This window comes from Rhodanobacter thiooxydans (assembly GCF_030291135.1).
GTDB classification, from domain to species: domain Bacteria; phylum Pseudomonadota; class Gammaproteobacteria; order Xanthomonadales; family Rhodanobacteraceae; genus Rhodanobacter; species Rhodanobacter thiooxydans_A.
Genome location: NZ_CP127409.1, coordinates 1,496,848 through 1,511,424, shown reverse-complemented (window position 1 = coordinate 1,511,424; position 14,577 = coordinate 1,496,848). Strand labels below are relative to the sequence as shown.

Sequence of the window (14,577 nt, the reverse complement as noted above, 5' to 3'; positions counted from 1 at the left end):
TCAGTCAGACGCGACGGAAGGCCAGCGTGCCGTTGGTGCCACCAAAGCCGAACGAGTTGGAGATCGCCACCTCGACCTTCGCCTCGCGCGCGGTGTGCGGCACGAAGTCTAGGTCGCAGCCTTCACCCGGCTCGTCCAGGTTGATCGTCGGCGGCAGCACCTGGTCGCGCAGCGCCAGGATGCTGAAGATCGCCTCGACGCCACCGGCCGCGCCAAGCAGGTGGCCGGTGGTCGACTTGGTCGAGCTCATCGCCAGCTTGTAAGCGTGATCGCCGAACACCTTCTTCGCCGCCATCACCTCGCCCAAGTCGCCCAGCGGCGTGGAGGTGCCATGCGCATTGACGTACTGCACGTCGGCAGGATTGAGACCGGCATCGTTCAGCGCGGTCTGGATGCAGCGGGCTGCACCTTCGCCACCTTCGCTCGGCGCCGTCATGTGGAACGCGTCGCCACTCATGCCGAAACCGACCAGCTCGGCGTAGATGCGCGCGCCACGGGCCTTGGCGAATTCGTATTCCTCCAGCATCAGCACGCCGGCGCCATCGGACAGCACGAAGCCGTCGCGGTCCTTGTCCCACGGGCGGCTCGCCCTGGTCGGCTCGTCGTTGCGGGTGGACATCGCCTTGGCCGAGCAGAAGCCGGCCATCGCGGTGCCGGTGGTGGCGAACTCGGCGCCGCCGGCGATCATCGCGTCGGCATCGCCGTACTGGATCATCCGCGCGGCCAGCCCGATGTTGTGCGCGCCGGTGGTGCAGGCGGTGACGCAGGCGATGTTCGGACCCTTCAGGCCGAACATGATCGACAGCTGCCCCGAAACCATGTTGATGATCGAGCTGGGCACGTAGAACGGCGAGACCCGGCGCGGGCCCTTCGCTTCCAGTTCCAGCGTGGTCGCCTCGATCGTGTACAGGCCGCCGATGCCGGCGCCCACCGCCACGCCGATGCGCGGCGCGTTCGCCTCGGTCACTTCCAGCCCGGAATCACGCAGGGCCTGGGTGCCCGCCGCCACGCCGTAGTGGATGAACGGGTCCATCTTCTTGACATCTTTCAGCGGCATCCATTCAGCCGGGTCGAAACCGCTGACCTGTCCGGCGATGCGCGTCGAATAAGCGGAGGTGTCGAAATGGGTAACCGGGCCGATGCCGCTGACGCCCTTGAGCACACGCTCCCAGGCGCTGGCGATGTCGTTGCCGACTGGCGAGATGATGCCCATGCCGGTCACTACCACACGTCGCTTGCTCATGCTGATGTTCCTTACGTGATTGCGTGGATCTGCCGCTGCCGGCAGCCGTCCCGCGCAGGTCGCGGGGACGTCGCCCGATCGTGCCTGGTGGGCATCCTGCCCACCATACGGGGTCGGACGTTACAAATTGCAGAAACGAAAACTGCGCCAAGATGGCGCAGCGTTCGATATCGCCACATGGAACCGGGCTGGCCAGCGGGCGCGGGCCGGTCCTGGTACGTGGCGATCAATCCCGGATCAATCAATCCTTGGAGTGGGCCTTGATGTAATCAACGGCCTGCTGCACGGTGGTGATCTTCTCGGCGTCCTCGTCGGGAATTTCGGTCTCGAACTCTTCCTCGAGTGCCATCACCAGTTCCACCGTGTCCAGCGAATCTGCGCCCAGGTCGTCCACGAACGAAGCGTTCGCCGTGACTTCATCTTCCTTCACGCCCAACTGCTCGACGACGATTTTCTTGACGCGCTCTTCGATGGTGCTCATGTTGCCCATACCTCTCAAGGAAATAATTGATTTGTCTGTGCCGGCGCGAGGCCCGCGAAAGGCCGGCGCATTGTAGTGGCTAAACCGCGTGGCCGCCACGATTGGCCGGTGATGGAGAGGCGTGCCCCCCATGACCGGCGCGAAAACGCGATTGTCGCCTAAAACCGGGCCGCTGGCGACAACTGCGTCCATAACTCCTACGGCATGTACATGCCGCCATTGACGTGCAGGGTTTCCCCGGTGATGTAGGCCGCCGCCGGCGAGGCCAGGAAGCCCACCGCCCTGGCGATGTCCGATGCCTCGCCCAGCCGCCCCAGTGCGATCTGGCCGAGCAGTGCCTGTTTCGATTCTTCCGGCAGCGCGCGGGTCATGTCGGTATCGATGAAGCCTGGCGCCACCACGTTGACGGTGATGCCGCGGCTGCCGATTTCGCGCGCCAGCGACTTGGAGAACGCGATGATGCCGGCCTTGGCTGCTGCGTAATTGGACTGACCCGGATTGCCGGTGAGCCCGATCACCGAGGCGATCGAGATGATGCGGCCCTTGCGCGCCTTCATCATGCCGCGCATCACCGCCTTGGAGGTGCGGTAAACCGAGGTGAGGTTGGTGTCGATGATCGCCTGCCAGTCCGCTTCGGGCATGCGCATCAACAGCTGGTCGCGGGTGATGCCGGCATTGTTGACCAGGATCGAGACCGCACCGAACTCCTTCGCGATGCCGTCGATCAGCCCCTCGACCGCCGCGCCGTCGGTGACGTTCAGCACGCGGCCGTGGCCGCCATGCGCGGCCAGCCGCTCGCAGATGGCGGCGGCGCCGCTCTCGCTGGTGGCGGTGCCGATCACGGTGGCACCCATCGCCGCCAGTTCGCCGGCAATCGCCGCGCCGATGCCGCGGCTGGCGCCGGTGACCAGCGCGATTTCACCTTGCAGTGGTTTGCTCATTGGAATCGTCCCTTCGGAAATCGAAAATCGGAAAAGCCGGCGCTCACGCCCACTCGGCACGCGCGGCATCGAGTTCAGCCGGGGTGCCGATGGCACGCGCCTCGATGCCCTTGTCGATGCGCTTGATCAGGCCGGTCAGCACCTTGCCCGGACCGCATTCGGCAATGCGCGTGGCGCCGCCGGCGGCAAGCGCCTGCACGCATTCGGTCCAGCGCACCGGCAGGTACAACTGACGCTGCAGCGCGCCGCGAATGTCGTCGACCGTGACGTAGCTCTTCGCCTCGGCATTCTGGATCACCGGGATCGACGGCAGCCGCCAGTCGATCGTGGCCATCCGCTCGCCCAGCCGGTCAGCCGCCCCGCGCATCAGCGCGCAATGCGACGGCACCGACACGGCCAGCTTGATCGCCTTTTTCACACCCAGCTCGGCGAGCCTGGCCAGCGCGCGGTCGACCGCCTCGACGTTGCCGGCAATCACCAGCTGACCCGGCGAATTGAAATTGGCCGGTGCCACCACCTGGCCCTGCGCAACCTCCTCGCACACAGCCGCGATCTGCGCATCGTCGCCGCCGAGGATCGCCGCCATCGCGCCCACGCCGGCCAGCACCGCCGCCTGCATCAACCGGCCGCGCTCGGCGACCAGCGCCGCTGCGTCATGCAGCGACAGCGCGCCGGCACAGACCAGCGCGCTGTACTCGCCCAGGCTATGGCCGGACAACTGCGCCGGCTGCACACCGCCCAGCTTCCGCCACACCCGCCACACCGCCACGCTGGCAGCCAGCAGCGCCGGCTGGGTGTTCTCGGTGCGGTTGAGCTGCTCTTCCGGCCCGTGCGCGCTCAGCTTCCACAGGTCGACGCCGGCGCCTTGCGAGGCTTCCTCGAACGTGGCCTGCACCTCGGCATGTGCCACGGCCAGTTCGGCCAGCATGCCCACCGACTGCGAGCCCTGGCCGGGGAAAACGAAAGCAAGCGGAGCGGAAATCGAACTCATGGAGGCGTGGATCCTGCCGACGAAAACCGCCATGGTGCCAGCATCGCCGCCCATACGCAGCTGTATTCAATATTTCCCGGGGCGCAAAACACGATGCCGCCCGAGTGGGCGGCATCGTGGAAAAGCCTTCGAGCGGCAGGCGGCTCAGTAACGCAGCAGCGCCGAGGCCCAGGTGAAGCCGCCGCCGAACGCCTCCAGCAGCAGGTTCTGGCCGCGCTGCACCTTGCCCGAGCGCACCGCGTAGTCCAGTGCCAGCGGCACCGAGCCGGACGAGGTATTGGCGTGCTTGTCGACGGTCACGATGACGCGCTCCATCGACATGTTCAGCCGCTTCGCGGTCGCCTCGATGATGCGCAGGTTGGCCTGGTGCGGGATCAGCCAGTCCACCTGCGATTCGTCCATGCCGGCGGCCTGCAGGGTCTCGCCGACCAGCGAGTCGAGCGTCTTCACCGCGACCTTGAACACCTCACGGCCGGCCATGCGGATGCGCACGCCGTGATTCGGCTCGTCCTTGAAGCCGGCCGACACGCCGACCGGGTTGTACAGCAGTTCCTTGTGACCGCCGTCGGCATGCAGGCAGGTGGCGTAGATGCCCGGCTCGCTGGAAGCCTCCAGCACCACCGCGCCGGCGCCGTCGCCGAACAGCACGCAGGTCTCGCGCTCGCTCCAGTCGACCATCCGGGTCAGCGTCTCGGCACCGATCACCAGCACCTTCTTCGACTGCCCGCTCTTGATGAACTTGTCGGCCACGCCCAGCGCGTAGACGAAGCCCGAGCAGGCCGCATTGACGTCGAACGCGGCGCACCCGTTCGCGCCGAGGCGATGCTGCACCAGGCAGGCGGTGGACGGAAAGATGATGTCCGGCGTGGTCGTGCCCAGCACGATCAGGTCGAGTTCGGAAGCCTTGACGCCAGCGCTCTCCAGCGCCTGCTGCGCAGCGCGGAAGGCCAGGTCGCCGGTGGTCTCGCCGTCGGCGGCGATGTGCCGCTGGCGGATGCCGGTGCGGGTGCGGATCCATTCGTCACTGGTGTCGACGATCTTTTCCAGATCGGCGTTGGTTACCACACGCTCCGGCAGGGCGCTGCCGGTGGCGATGATGCGGGAATAGATCTGGGCCATTCAGCTGTCCATCAACGTAAACGAAGGATTGAACGCCTTGAACGGCGCCAGTGCAACCGTCCCCTGCGGCATTCGTGGTATCCGTCAACGCAAAACGGCGCGTTGCCGCGCCGTCTCGCCTGACCGAAATCCGGGAACCCCGCAGGGCTCCGCGAAACCGGTCAATCCTCGACCGACACCGCGCCCTTGGTCTCGATCACTTTCTTGCCGCGGTAGTAGCCGTCCTTGGTGACGTGGTGGCGCTGATGCACCTCGCCGCTGGTCGGATCGGTGGACAGCTGCACGGTCTTCAGCGCGTCGTGCGCACGACGCATGCCGCGGGTGGACGGGGTACGGCGGCTCTTGGCAACGGCCATGGTGGTTCTCCAGCTGAAACTTGATGATTGAACAGGTTGATCTGTTGCGTCATGGCCCGGGTCGGACGATCCGGGCCGGCGGTTACTTCTTCAGTTCGCGCAACACCGCGAACGGACTTTCGGAACGCCCCTCGCCGGCAGAATCCGGGTCATGGCCTGACACTTCGTCGGGCAGGCTGCTGTCCGGGTTGACCGGAATCAGCGGCAGCGCCAACAGCAATTCGTCTTCTATCACCACCGCCGGATTCAACCGGCCATCCTCGGCCACCAGCAGCGGTTCGCAATCCGGCGGCAGCCCGGCCTCGTCGCGCTCCTGCCTGATCAGGCCCAGCCGGGTGTCCACCACGACCGGCAGCACGAATGGCTCCAGCGTGCGTTGACAGACCAGCGCCAGCGGTGCCCGTGCACGAACGTCGACGTAGCTGATGCCCAGTTCGTCGCGCCCGAAATCCAGCTCGAACTGCAGCAGCCCATCGGTACTCGCCAACACCTCGCACAGGCGGGACATGGTCGCGATGGGTAGCGTTCCTTCGAACGAACGCCGCGCCGAGACCATGCGCCAAGCGTCCACGGACTCTGGCAGTGTCACGGACATAATCGCGGAATGTTAGGTTCGGAACCGCCCGAAGTCAACCGGGACGGCATCGCCCCGCCCTGCCACCCGCCTATTTTGCCTGATCCGGCCCCGATGGGGCAGACTGAATCTCCCTGTCGCCCGAGCCATCGCCCTTGAACTCCTATCTGACGCTCGGCACCGCCGTATTGCTGGCCTTGCTGATTGCCCTGGTGGCCGCGGCCATGCTGCTGCGTCGGCGCCAGGCACTGCGCGGCAGCAGCCTGCGAACCCTGCTCGACCTGGCCGACCGGCTGGAAATCGACCTGAAGACCTGCCGCAACGGCCTGCAGCAGGCGCACGCGGTGATGTCGCTCAATCCCGACCTGCCGGCCGCCAGCGAACAGGACGCGCAGCATGCGATCGACGCCGGCCTGCGCGCGCTGCTGCAGCAGCGCCTGTGGATCCGCGACCGCTCGCCGCGCGCCAGCCAGCATGAACTGGATGAGGCCGCTGCCTCGATGCGCGGCACCCGCGACCGCCTGCAGCCGCTGCTGAAGGCCCTCGACCAGGCCCAGACCGACCTGAACAGCGCGATGCGCGAACACATCCGGCGCGAATCGGACACATGAGCCTGCCCCGTCACACAACCCGCATCGTGCTGGGTTCGACCTCGCGCTATCGCGCCGAGCTGCTGCGCCGGCTGCTCCCGGATTTCCAGCAGGCCGCGCCCGGGACCGACGAAACCCCGCTGTCGGGCGAGTCTCCCGCCGCACGCGCCCTGCGCCTGGCGGTCGCCAAGGCCGCGGCGGTCGCCCGCGACCACCAGGATGCGCTGGTGATCGGCTCCGACCAGGTCGCCGAACTCGACGGCCTGATCCTCGACAAGCCGGGCAGCGCCGAGCGCGCCCGTGCCCAGCTCGCCGCCAGTTCCGGCCGCGAGGTGCATTTCCATACGGCGCTATGCCTGCTCGATACCCGCGATGGTCGCCAGCACACCCACGTCGACCATACCCGCGTGCGCTTTCGCGAACTGGACGCAGCGACGATTGCCCGCTACGTCGAACGCGAACAACCACTGGATTGCGCCGGCAGCTTCAAGTGTGAGGGCCTTGGCATCAGCCTGTTCGAGGCGATCGACAACCGCGACCCGAGTGCACTGATCGGCCTGCCGCTGATCGCGTTGGCCCGGCTGCTGCGCGAGGCAGGCATCGAGCTGCCCTGAGCCACGGCTACACTGCGTTTCACCCATCGCCACCCGAACGCCCGGATCCCCATGTCAGCGTTGACCCAGCCCCACGACGAACCCCTGCAGCAACGCCTGGATGCCGCGATGGCCCAGGTCAACCGTGTGCTGCTGGGCAAGCCGCGCCAGGTGAAGCTTGCCTTCACCTGCCTGATCGCCGGCGGCCACCTGCTGCTGGAAGATGTGCCCGGCGTGGGCAAGACCACCCTGGCGCACGCGCTGGCGGCCACCTTCGCGCTGGAATTCCAGCGCGTGCAGTTCACCAGCGACCTGCTGCCGTCGGACATCATCGGAGTCAGCGTGTACGAGCGCGAGACCGGCCAGTTCCGCTTCCACCCCGGCCCGATCTTCACCGGCCTGATGCTGGCCGACGAGATCAACCGCGCCAGCCCGAAGACGCAGAGCGCGCTGCTGGAGGCGATGGCCGAGGGCCAGGTCACCGTGGACGGCCAGACGCATGCGCTGGCGCAGCCGTTCTTCGTGGTCGCCACGCAGAATCCGCTGGATCTCAACGGCACCTTCCCGCTGCCTGACTCGCAACTTGACCGCTTCATGCTGCGGCTGTCGCTGGACTACCCGGACGCCACCGCCGAGCGCGCCCTTCTCACCGGCAGCGACCGCCGCGACCTGCTGGCCCAGCTGACGCCGCAGCTCGACGGCACGGCGCTGCTCGCGCTGCACCGCCAGGCGCAGGCGATTACCGCCAGCGCCGCCCTGCTCGACTACCTGCAGGCCCTGCTCGCCGCCAGCCGGCGACATGCCGACATCCGCGTGGGCCTGTCGCCGCGCGCTGGCCTGGCGCTACTCGCCGCGGCGCGCGCGTGGGCGTTGCTCAGCGGCCGCGGCCACGTGTTGCCGGAAGACATCCAGGCGCTGTTCGTGCCGCTGGCCGCGCATCGCCTGCTGCCGGCGCGTGGCGCCAACGGCGACACGCTGGCGCGGCAGCTGCTGGCCGAGGTGGCGGTGGATTGATGCGCGATCTGCTGCAGCGACTGCAACGATGGGCCGAACACCGGCTGCCCGCACTCACCCGCTACCGCCGCCCCGAGAGCCTGCCGATCGAGTTGCACCGCCGGCGCATCTACATCGTGCCGAGCGGTTTCGGCCTCGGCTTTTCCGTGCTGCTGCTGGTGATGCTGGTCGGTGCGCTGAACTACGCAAACAACGCCGGCCTGCTGCTCACCTGCCTGCTCGGTGCGGCCAGCGCGGCCAGCATGCTGGTGGCGTTCCGCAGCCTCGACGGCCTGCGCCTGGGCCACATCCGCGCCGGCCACGCGGTCGCCGGCCAGCCGCTCGAGCTCACCCTGGCATTCGACTCCCGGCGTCCGCGCAACGCCCTCCGCATCGACCTCGGCGACAGCACGACGGCCTTCGCGCTTGACGGCCATGCCAGCGCCTTGGTGAAACTGGCCCTGCCCACCGAGCAGCGCGGCTGGCAACCGCTGCCACGCCTGCGGGTGTGGAGCACTTGGCCGCTTGGCCTGTTCCGCGCCTGGAGCTGGCTGCATCCCGAGCAGTCCGTACTGGTCTGGCCGCGTGCGGAATCGGCCGGGCCGCCGCCGCATGCCCGCGCCGACGACGCCCGTCACATGCGCCTGCATCGCGGCGACGAACTGGCCGCACTGCGCGACTACCGCGCCGGCGACCCGCAACGACATGTCGCCTGGAAGGCCAGCGCCCGCCACGAAAACCTGCTGGTGAAGGATTTCGAGCAGCCGCAAAGCCGTCCGCAATGGCAACTCGACTGGCGCCAGTTGGGTGGACTCGACAACGAGGCGCGCATCGCCCGGCTGGCGCGCTGGCTGAATGAGGCCCAGGCGCAGCGCCGCCACTACAGCCTGTGGCTGCCCGGCAACGAGATCCCCGGCGGCAGCGGCCCGCTGCACTACGCGCGCTGCATGAACGCGCTGGCGCAGCTGCCATGACGCCGCCACGGTCAAGACTGCCGCGCGAACAGCCGATCGACGCCCGCGCGTTCGACCTGCTCAGCCTGACCATGGCGCTGGTGCTGGGCCTGCACGCGCCACACCTGCCGTGGTGGCTCGCCATCACGCTGGCGCTGATCCTCGGCTGGCGCTGGTGGCAGCGGCGGCACCGCGCTGGCCGCGTACCGGGCTGGCTGAAGCTGCCGCTGCTGGCCCTGCTGACGCTGGCGGTGATCGTGCAGTACGGCAACATCTTCGGCCGCGAGCCGGGCACGGCGCTGGCGGTCGGCCTGCTGATCCTGAAACTGCTGGAAACCGAGACGGCGCGCGACGTGCGCGTGGGCATCAGCTTCGCCTGCTTCGCGCTGATGGCCGCGCTGCTGTTCGACCAGGGCCTGGTCGCCACCGTGATGGTCGCGCTGGGCCTGCTGCCGGCGCTGGCCACCCTGCGCGCGCTGGAACCCGGGCAACTGCCGACACCCAGCCTGCCGCGAGCCTTGCTGCCGGCGCTGGCGCTGACCGCGGCGGCGCTGCCGCTGGCCCTGCTGGCCTTCCTGCTGGTGCCGCGACTGAGTTCGCCGCTGTGGGGCGCGCCTTCGCCGAACCAGGCGCGCACCGGCCTCGGCGACAGCATGACGCCAGGCAATTTCACCGAGCTGCTCACCGACGACCACCCCGCGATGCGGGTGAGTTTCGACGGTGCGCCGCCACCACCCGATCAACGCTACTTCCGCGCTTATGTGATGTGGAATTTCGACGGCCGCAGCTGGCGCCAGCTCGACCCGCGATACGCTCCGCCACGGCAACCTGCGCCGCTGGAGGTCGCCAGTTCAATCAGCTACCGGATCAGCCTGCAACCCACCCGGCGGCGCGTGCTGCCGATGCTGGACGTGCCGTTGCAGGCGCCGGCGCAGGCCAGCCTGCAGGCCGACCACGAGGTAATGGCCGACAAGCCGGTCAACGACCCGCTCGACTACGCCGCGCGCTCGGCATTGCGCTACCGGCTGCAGCCTGACCTGGACGAACGTTCGCGCCGCCTCGGCCTGCGCCTGCCGGCGGATTTCAACCCGCGCACGCACGCACTGGCCGTGCAATGGCGGCAGCGCTACGGCGGCGACGACGCCGCGATCGTGCAGGCCGCGCTGAGCCTGTTCCACGACGGCGGCTTCCGCTACACGCTGGCCCCGGCGCCGCTGGGACGCGATTCGGTGGACGACTTCCTGTTCGACACCCACGAGGGTTTCTGCGAGCACTATTCGTCGGCGTTCACCGTGCTGATGCGCGCCGCCGGCATCCCGGCGCGGGTGGTCACCGGCTACCAGGGCGGCTACTGGAACAAGCTCGGCGACTACCTGCTGGTGCGCTATTCCGACGCGCATGCGTGGAGCGAGGTGTGGCTGGCCGGGCGCGGCTGGGTGCGCGTCGATCCCACCGGCGCGGTGCGCCCAGAGCGCGTTTCGCTGGGTGCGGCCGCGGCCGCCGGCGACCAGTTGTCGTGGTATCGCAACGACTGGCTGCAGGGCCTGCGAAATCGCTGGGACATCGTCAACCGCTGGTGGGACCAGGGCGTTATCGGTTTTGATGCGCTACGCCAGCGCGGCCTGCTGACCCCGTTCGGCATCCGCGACGCCGACACGGCGACGCTCGGCGTGCTGCTGGCGATCAGCAGCGTGCTGTTCATCGCGATCGGGCTGGCGTGGGCCTTGCTGCGGCGGCAGCCACGCGACCCGTTGCGCGGCGCGCTGCGCGAGCTGGAGCGTAAGCTGGCGCGCAAGGGCATTGCACGCCGCCCCGCCGAAGGCCCGCAGCATTACCTGAGCCGCGCCGCCCGGGCGCTGCCCGGTCAACGCGATGAACTGGCAAGCTTGATGAGGAGTTACCTGGAACTGCGTTATGCCCATGACGAACCGCCGACTGAACCATTGCGTGCGTTCCAGCACGCCGTGCGGGATTTCCGTATCGTCAACGTGGTCAAATAAGAGCCGACACGACGGCGCAGGCCGTCGCCCAAGTATGGAGAGATCCCCATGTCCCTGTACCGCCCGTTGACCCTCGCCGCCGCGCTCGCCCTGCTGGCCGGGTGCGCGACGATTCCGAAACCGCTGGAAGGCACCTATACCGACGTCTCCACTGCCAGCGCCCAGCAAGGTGGTGCGGGTGGCACGCGCGTGCGCTGGGGCGGCGAGATCATCAAGACCGAACCGGGCCCGCAGCAGACCTGCTTCTACCTGCTGTCGCGTCCGCTGGACAGCCAGGCTCGCCCGAAAGGCGGCAACAACGGCGAGAACCAGGGCCGTTTCGTCGCCTGCCGCGATGGCTTCTACGATCCGGAAGTATTCGTCCGCGGCCGCGAGCTGACCGTCACCGGCACGCTGCACGGCACGGTGTCGCAGAAAGTGGGCGACTTCGATTACGCCTACCCGCGCGTCGAGGCCGACGTGGTCTACCTGTGGCCGAAGCGCCCGGTTGTCGTCAACTATCCGCCCGGTTTCTACGACCCGTTCTGGGGACCCGGCTTCGGCCCGTACTGGGGCGGTTATCCCTACGGCTACTATCAACCCCGCGTGATCGTGGTGCGGCCGCCTCCGCCGCCCCCGCCGCCGAAGAAGTAAGCGCACATGAAAACGCCGGCTCGAAGCCGGCGTTTTCATGTGCGGGATGCGGCGCCGCCGCGCTCAGCCCGGCGGCCAGTGCATGCGGCGCCCCGCCAGCAGGTGCACGTGCAGGTGGTACACGGTCTGCCCGCCATCCTCGTTGGCGTTGATCACCGTGCGGTAGCCCTGCTCGGCAAAACCCTCCTGCTTCGCATATGCCGCCGTGGCCAGCAGCAACTTGCCGAGCAACTCGGCGTCGCCCGCCGTCGCATCGTTGAGGGTGGCCATCGGCTGCTTCGGGATGAACAGCACGTGCACCGGCGCCTGCGGATTCAGGTCGCGGAACGCCAGCACCTCGTCGTCCTCGTAGACGATGTCAGCCGGAATCTCGCGGCGGACAATCTTGCTGAAAATCGTGTCGGTCATGATCGTTCCCCTGCGGTAATCAATCGAGCAGTTGCCGGCCGCCGAACGCGTGCGCCAGCGTGCTGCGATCGACGTATTCGAGTTCGCCGCCCAGCGGTACGCCGTGCGCCAGCCGGGTCGGCCGCACGCCGCCGGCACGGGCCAGCTGAGCCAGGTAATGCGCGGTGGCCTCGCCCTCCACGGTCGGGTTGGTGGCGATGATCAGCTCCTCGATCTCACCCTCGCCCAGTCGCTGGGCCAGTTGCGCCAGTCCCAGTTCTTCCGGGCCCAGCCCGTCCAGCGGCGACAGCCGGCCCATCAGCACGAAATACTGGCCGCGGTAGCCGGTGGCCTGTTCGATCGCCGCCAGGTCGGTGGGCGACTCCACCACGCACAGTACCTGGCGCTCGCGGGTGCTGCTGGCACACAGCGCGCACAGCGGCTCCTCGCTGAAGTTGCGGCAACGCTCGCAGTGGCCGATGCGCCGCATCGCCTGCTCCATCACCGCGGCCAGCTTCAGGCCGCGTTCGCGCTCACGCTCCAGCAGATGGAAGGCCATCCGCTGTGCACTCTTGCCGCCCACGCCGGGCAGGCAGCGCAGTGCTTCGATCAGGTCGGCGAGGAGGGGGGAACCGCTCATTCGATTCCGTGCCTCAGAACGGCATCTTGAAGCCGGGCGGCAGGTTCATCCCGGCGGTGACGCCGCCGAGCTTGTCCTTGCTGACCTGGGCCACCTTGTTCACCGCGTCGTTGATTGCGGCGGCGACCAGGTCCTCGGCCATCTCGGGATCGTCGGCAAACGTCTGCCGGTCGATCTGCACGCGGCGCACCTCGTGCGCACCGGTCATCACCACGCTGACCAGGCCGCCGCCGGCGCTGCCGGTGACTTCGAGCTTCGCGATTTCCTCCTGCGCACGCTTCATGTCTTCCTGCATGCGCTGGGCCTGCTGCATCAGCTGGCCGATCTGTCCTCTCATCACACTGCTCCGGATTCGCTGTCAAAGGGTTTGATGGATTGCGGCACCACGCGCGCGCCGAACTCGCGCTTCAGCGACTGCACCAGCGGATCGCCCTCGATCGCCTGCTCGGCGGCGGCCTGGGCCGCATCGCGCGCCTGCGCGGCACGCGCCGCCGGGGTCTGCGTGGCGGCAGTCTGGCTGCTGTTGACGAAGCGCAGGCGGATGCGCTCGCCCAGCGCCTGGCCGATGCGCTCCTCCATCTGGCTCACCATCGGCTCCACCGCCAGGCTCATGTGCGCTGGCTGCAGCGCCAGCACCAGGGTCTGCCCGTCGCGCTCACGCAATACCGCATTCTGCGCCAACAGGCCGAACGGCCCGCGCAGGCCGGCGCGCTCGATCAGCGTCTCCCAGTCCGGCAAACCGTTCTCGTCCCGCGTGATCGGTGCAGCGGCGGCGGCCGGCGTCGATGCCGGCGCGGCGCGCGATGGCGGCGGGGCTTCGTGCTGACGTGCCGGCGCGGCGGCGGGTCGTGCTGGTAGTGCCGGTGCCGGTGCCGATGCCGGAGCTGCGGGACGCGACGGCGCTGACACCGGTCGTTCCGTGCGCGTGGCGGGTGCGCCATCGCCGGGACGGAACGCCAGCATGCGCAGCAGCGCCATCTCGAAACCGGTGCGCGCATCCGGCGCCAGCGCGAGGTCGCGCCGGCCCGAGGTGGCGATCTGGTAATACAACTGCACGTCTTCCGGCGTCATCTGTCCGGCCAAGGCAAGCAGCGCGCCGTCATCGTCGCTGTCTTCCTCCGGCCGATAACCGGGAATCAACTGGATCAGCTGCAGCCGGTGCAGCACGCTGGCGATGTCGTCCAGCACGCCGCCGAAGTCCGGCGAGTACGAGGCAATCTGCGTGCATTCGGCCAGCAGCCGCTCGCCATCGCCGGCAGCCAGCGCGTCAAGCACGCCGAGCACCTGCCCGCGAGCCACGCTGCCCAGCATGTTGCGCACGTCGTCGGCATGCAGCGCGCCGCCGCCGTAGGCGATCGCCTGGTCCAGCAGCGACAGGCCGTCGCGCAGCGAACCGTCCGCGGCGCGGGCCAGCTCGCCGATCGCACCGTCTTCGTAGGCGATGTTCTCGGCGCCCAGGATGTGCCGCATCTGGCCAGAGATCTGCTCCGGCAGCAGCCGCTTCAGGTTGAACTTCAGGCAGCGCGACAGCACCGTCACCGGCAGCTTCTGCGGGTCGGTGGTGGCGAGCAGGAACTTCACGTGCGGCGGCGGCTCTTCCAGCGTCTTCAGCAACGCGTTGAACGCGTTCTTCGACAGCATGTGCACCTCGTCGACCAGGTACACCTTGAAGCGGCCGCGCGACGGCGCGTACTGCGCGTTCTCGATCACCTCGCGCACGTCGTCCACGCCGGTGTTGCTGGCCGCATCGATCTCCAGCAGATCGACGAAACGCCCCTCGTCCACCGCCGTACACACCGAGCACTCACCGCAGGGATCGGCCGACTGCCCGCGCTCGCAGTTCAGCGACTTGGCGAAGATGCGCGCAATGGTGGTCTTGCCGACGCCGCGGGTGCCGGTGAACAGGTAGGCGTGGTGCATGCGCCCGGTGTCGAGCGCATTGGTGAGCGCGCGCACCACGTGTTCCTGCCCCACCAGTTCGGCGAACTTGCGCGGGCGCCACTTGCGGGCGAGTACCTGATAAGACATGCCTGACTACCTTGGGGCGAAGACTGATTGTGCCAAGTCAGCGGGGGTAAGTCAG

At 68.3% G+C, this 14,577-nt stretch carries 17 protein-coding genes; 6 read left to right on the top strand and 11 right to left on the bottom strand.

The features are described 5' to 3' along the window. Positions 1-4 precede the first annotated feature (4 nt). The 7 genes from fabF to QQA13_RS06785 form a co-directional block, all read right to left on the bottom strand. Positions 5-1,243, bottom strand: coding sequence for a beta-ketoacyl-ACP synthase II (gene fabF / locus QQA13_RS06815; protein WP_108471364.1), 1,239 nt, complete (start codon positions 1,241-1,243; stop codon positions 5-7). 241 nt (positions 1,244-1,484) lie between these two features. Further along, entirely contained in the window at positions 1,485-1,724 is a 240-nt protein-coding gene (acpP, locus tag QQA13_RS06810; protein ID WP_007513179.1) for an acyl carrier protein, read from the bottom strand. A 197-nt stretch (positions 1,725-1,921) separates the two neighbouring features. Further along, positions 1,922-2,665 (bottom strand): 3-oxoacyl-ACP reductase FabG, encoded by a 744-nt coding sequence (gene fabG, locus QQA13_RS06805; protein WP_108471365.1) that lies wholly within the window; start codon positions 2,663-2,665, stop codon positions 1,922-1,924. 43 nt (positions 2,666-2,708) lie between these two features. After that, positions 2,709-3,656, bottom strand: coding sequence for an ACP S-malonyltransferase (gene fabD, locus QQA13_RS06800; protein ID WP_108471628.1), 948 nt, complete (start codon positions 3,654-3,656; stop codon positions 2,709-2,711). A 144-nt stretch (positions 3,657-3,800) separates the two neighbouring features. Further along, positions 3,801-4,775, bottom strand: a complete 975-nt coding sequence (locus QQA13_RS06795; protein ID WP_108471366.1) for a beta-ketoacyl-ACP synthase III — start codon at positions 4,773-4,775, stop codon at positions 3,801-3,803. A 161-nt stretch (positions 4,776-4,936) separates the two neighbouring features. Continuing rightward, complete coding sequence (rpmF, locus tag QQA13_RS06790) at positions 4,937-5,131, bottom strand: 50S ribosomal protein L32 (protein ID WP_007513171.1); 195 nt, start codon at positions 5,129-5,131, stop codon at positions 4,937-4,939. Positions 5,132-5,213: 82 nt separating this feature from the next. Next, entirely contained in the window at positions 5,214-5,687 is a 474-nt protein-coding gene (locus tag QQA13_RS06785; RefSeq protein ID WP_108471367.1) for a YceD family protein, read from the bottom strand. Between the two features lie 173 nt (positions 5,688-5,860). Here QQA13_RS06785 and QQA13_RS06780 point away from each other — a divergent pair, with 173 nt between their 5' ends. Genes QQA13_RS06780 through QQA13_RS06755 form a run of 6 tightly spaced genes read left to right on the top strand, consistent with a single transcriptional unit; the run spans position 5,861 to position 11,467 of the window. Further along, on the top strand, positions 5,861-6,316 hold the full coding sequence (locus tag QQA13_RS06780; protein ID WP_108471368.1) for a hypothetical protein: 456 nt from the start codon (positions 5,861-5,863) through the stop codon (positions 6,314-6,316). Next, positions 6,313-6,909 carry a Maf family protein gene (locus QQA13_RS06775; protein ID WP_108471369.1) on the top strand — a complete coding sequence of 199 codons (597 nt, stop codon included), beginning with the start codon at positions 6,313-6,315 and terminating at the stop codon, positions 6,907-6,909. The genes QQA13_RS06780 and QQA13_RS06775 overlap by 4 nt, the downstream gene beginning before the upstream one ends. A gap of 51 nt (positions 6,910-6,960) precedes the next feature. Continuing rightward, positions 6,961-7,902 carry an AAA family ATPase gene (locus QQA13_RS06770; protein WP_108471370.1) on the top strand — a complete coding sequence of 314 codons (942 nt, stop codon included), beginning with the start codon at positions 6,961-6,963 and terminating at the stop codon, positions 7,900-7,902. Beyond that, positions 7,902-8,855, top strand: a complete 954-nt coding sequence (locus QQA13_RS06765) for a DUF58 domain-containing protein (protein WP_108471371.1) — start codon at positions 7,902-7,904, stop codon at positions 8,853-8,855. The genes QQA13_RS06770 and QQA13_RS06765 overlap by 1 nt, the downstream gene beginning before the upstream one ends. Further along, positions 8,852-10,834, top strand: a complete 1,983-nt coding sequence (locus tag QQA13_RS06760; protein WP_108471372.1) for a transglutaminase TgpA family protein — start codon at positions 8,852-8,854, stop codon at positions 10,832-10,834. Before QQA13_RS06765 ends, QQA13_RS06760 begins: the two co-directional genes overlap by 4 nt. 48 nt (positions 10,835-10,882) lie before the next feature. Next, positions 10,883-11,467, top strand: coding sequence for a Slp family lipoprotein (locus QQA13_RS06755; protein ID WP_108471373.1), 585 nt, complete (start codon positions 10,883-10,885; stop codon positions 11,465-11,467). 63 nt (positions 11,468-11,530) lie between these two features. Here QQA13_RS06755 and QQA13_RS06750 read toward each other — a convergent pair whose 3' ends face one another. Genes QQA13_RS06750 through dnaX form a run of 4 tightly spaced genes read right to left on the bottom strand, consistent with a single transcriptional unit; the run spans position 11,531 to position 14,522 of the window. Then, entirely contained in the window at positions 11,531-11,875 is a 345-nt protein-coding gene (locus QQA13_RS06750) for a histidine triad nucleotide-binding protein (RefSeq protein ID WP_108471374.1), read from the bottom strand. Positions 11,876-11,894: 19 nt separating this feature from the next. Then, a complete protein-coding gene (gene recR, locus QQA13_RS06745) occupies positions 11,895-12,494 on the bottom strand; it encodes a recombination mediator RecR (RefSeq protein WP_108471375.1) in 600 nt (199 codons plus the stop codon). A gap of 13 nt (positions 12,495-12,507) precedes the next feature. Next, the gene (locus QQA13_RS06740; protein WP_108471376.1) at positions 12,508-12,831 is read right to left on the bottom strand and encodes a YbaB/EbfC family nucleoid-associated protein; all 324 of its coding nucleotides are present in this window, start codon (positions 12,829-12,831) and stop codon (positions 12,508-12,510) included. Next, on the bottom strand, positions 12,831-14,522 hold the full coding sequence (gene dnaX / locus QQA13_RS06735; protein WP_108471377.1) for a DNA polymerase III subunit gamma/tau: 1,692 nt from the start codon (positions 14,520-14,522) through the stop codon (positions 12,831-12,833). Before dnaX ends, QQA13_RS06740 begins: the two co-directional genes overlap by 1 nt. Positions 14,523-14,577 lie beyond the last annotated feature (55 nt).

Coding starts and splice junctions, on each gene's coding strand:
- QQA13_RS06785 (WP_108471367.1), bottom strand. CDS start 5,687: ATGGTCTCGGCGCGGCGTTCGTTCGAAGGAACGCTACCCATCGCGACC.
- QQA13_RS06755 (WP_108471373.1), top strand. CDS start 10,883: ATGTCCCTGTACCGCCCGTTGACCCTCGCCGCCGCGCTCGCCCTGCTG.
- QQA13_RS06770 (WP_108471370.1), top strand. CDS start 6,961: ATGTCAGCGTTGACCCAGCCCCACGACGAACCCCTGCAGCAACGCCTG.
- QQA13_RS06775 (WP_108471369.1), top strand. CDS start 6,313: ATGAGCCTGCCCCGTCACACAACCCGCATCGTGCTGGGTTCGACCTCG.
- QQA13_RS06750 (WP_108471374.1), bottom strand. CDS start 11,875: ATGACCGACACGATTTTCAGCAAGATTGTCCGCCGCGAGATTCCGGCT.
- QQA13_RS06740 (WP_108471376.1), bottom strand. CDS start 12,831: ATGAGAGGACAGATCGGCCAGCTGATGCAGCAGGCCCAGCGCATGCAG.
- QQA13_RS06760 (WP_108471372.1), top strand. CDS start 8,852: ATGACGCCGCCACGGTCAAGACTGCCGCGCGAACAGCCGATCGACGCC.
- fabF (WP_108471364.1), bottom strand. CDS start 1,243: ATGAGCAAGCGACGTGTGGTAGTGACCGGCATGGGCATCATCTCGCCA.
- fabG (WP_108471365.1), bottom strand. CDS start 2,665: ATGAGCAAACCACTGCAAGGTGAAATCGCGCTGGTCACCGGCGCCAGC.
- acpP (WP_007513179.1), bottom strand. CDS start 1,724: ATGAGCACCATCGAAGAGCGCGTCAAGAAAATCGTCGTCGAGCAGTTG.
- QQA13_RS06765 (WP_108471371.1), top strand. CDS start 7,902: ATGCGCGATCTGCTGCAGCGACTGCAACGATGGGCCGAACACCGGCTG.
- recR (WP_108471375.1), bottom strand. CDS start 12,494: ATGAGCGGTTCCCCCCTCCTCGCCGACCTGATCGAAGCACTGCGCTGC.
- rpmF (WP_007513171.1), bottom strand. CDS start 5,131: ATGGCCGTTGCCAAGAGCCGCCGTACCCCGTCCACCCGCGGCATGCGT.
- dnaX (WP_108471377.1), bottom strand. CDS start 14,522: ATGTCTTATCAGGTACTCGCCCGCAAGTGGCGCCCGCGCAAGTTCGCC.
- fabD (WP_108471628.1), bottom strand. CDS start 3,656: ATGAGTTCGATTTCCGCTCCGCTTGCTTTCGTTTTCCCCGGCCAGGGC.
- QQA13_RS06795 (WP_108471366.1), bottom strand. CDS start 4,775: ATGGCCCAGATCTATTCCCGCATCATCGCCACCGGCAGCGCCCTGCCG.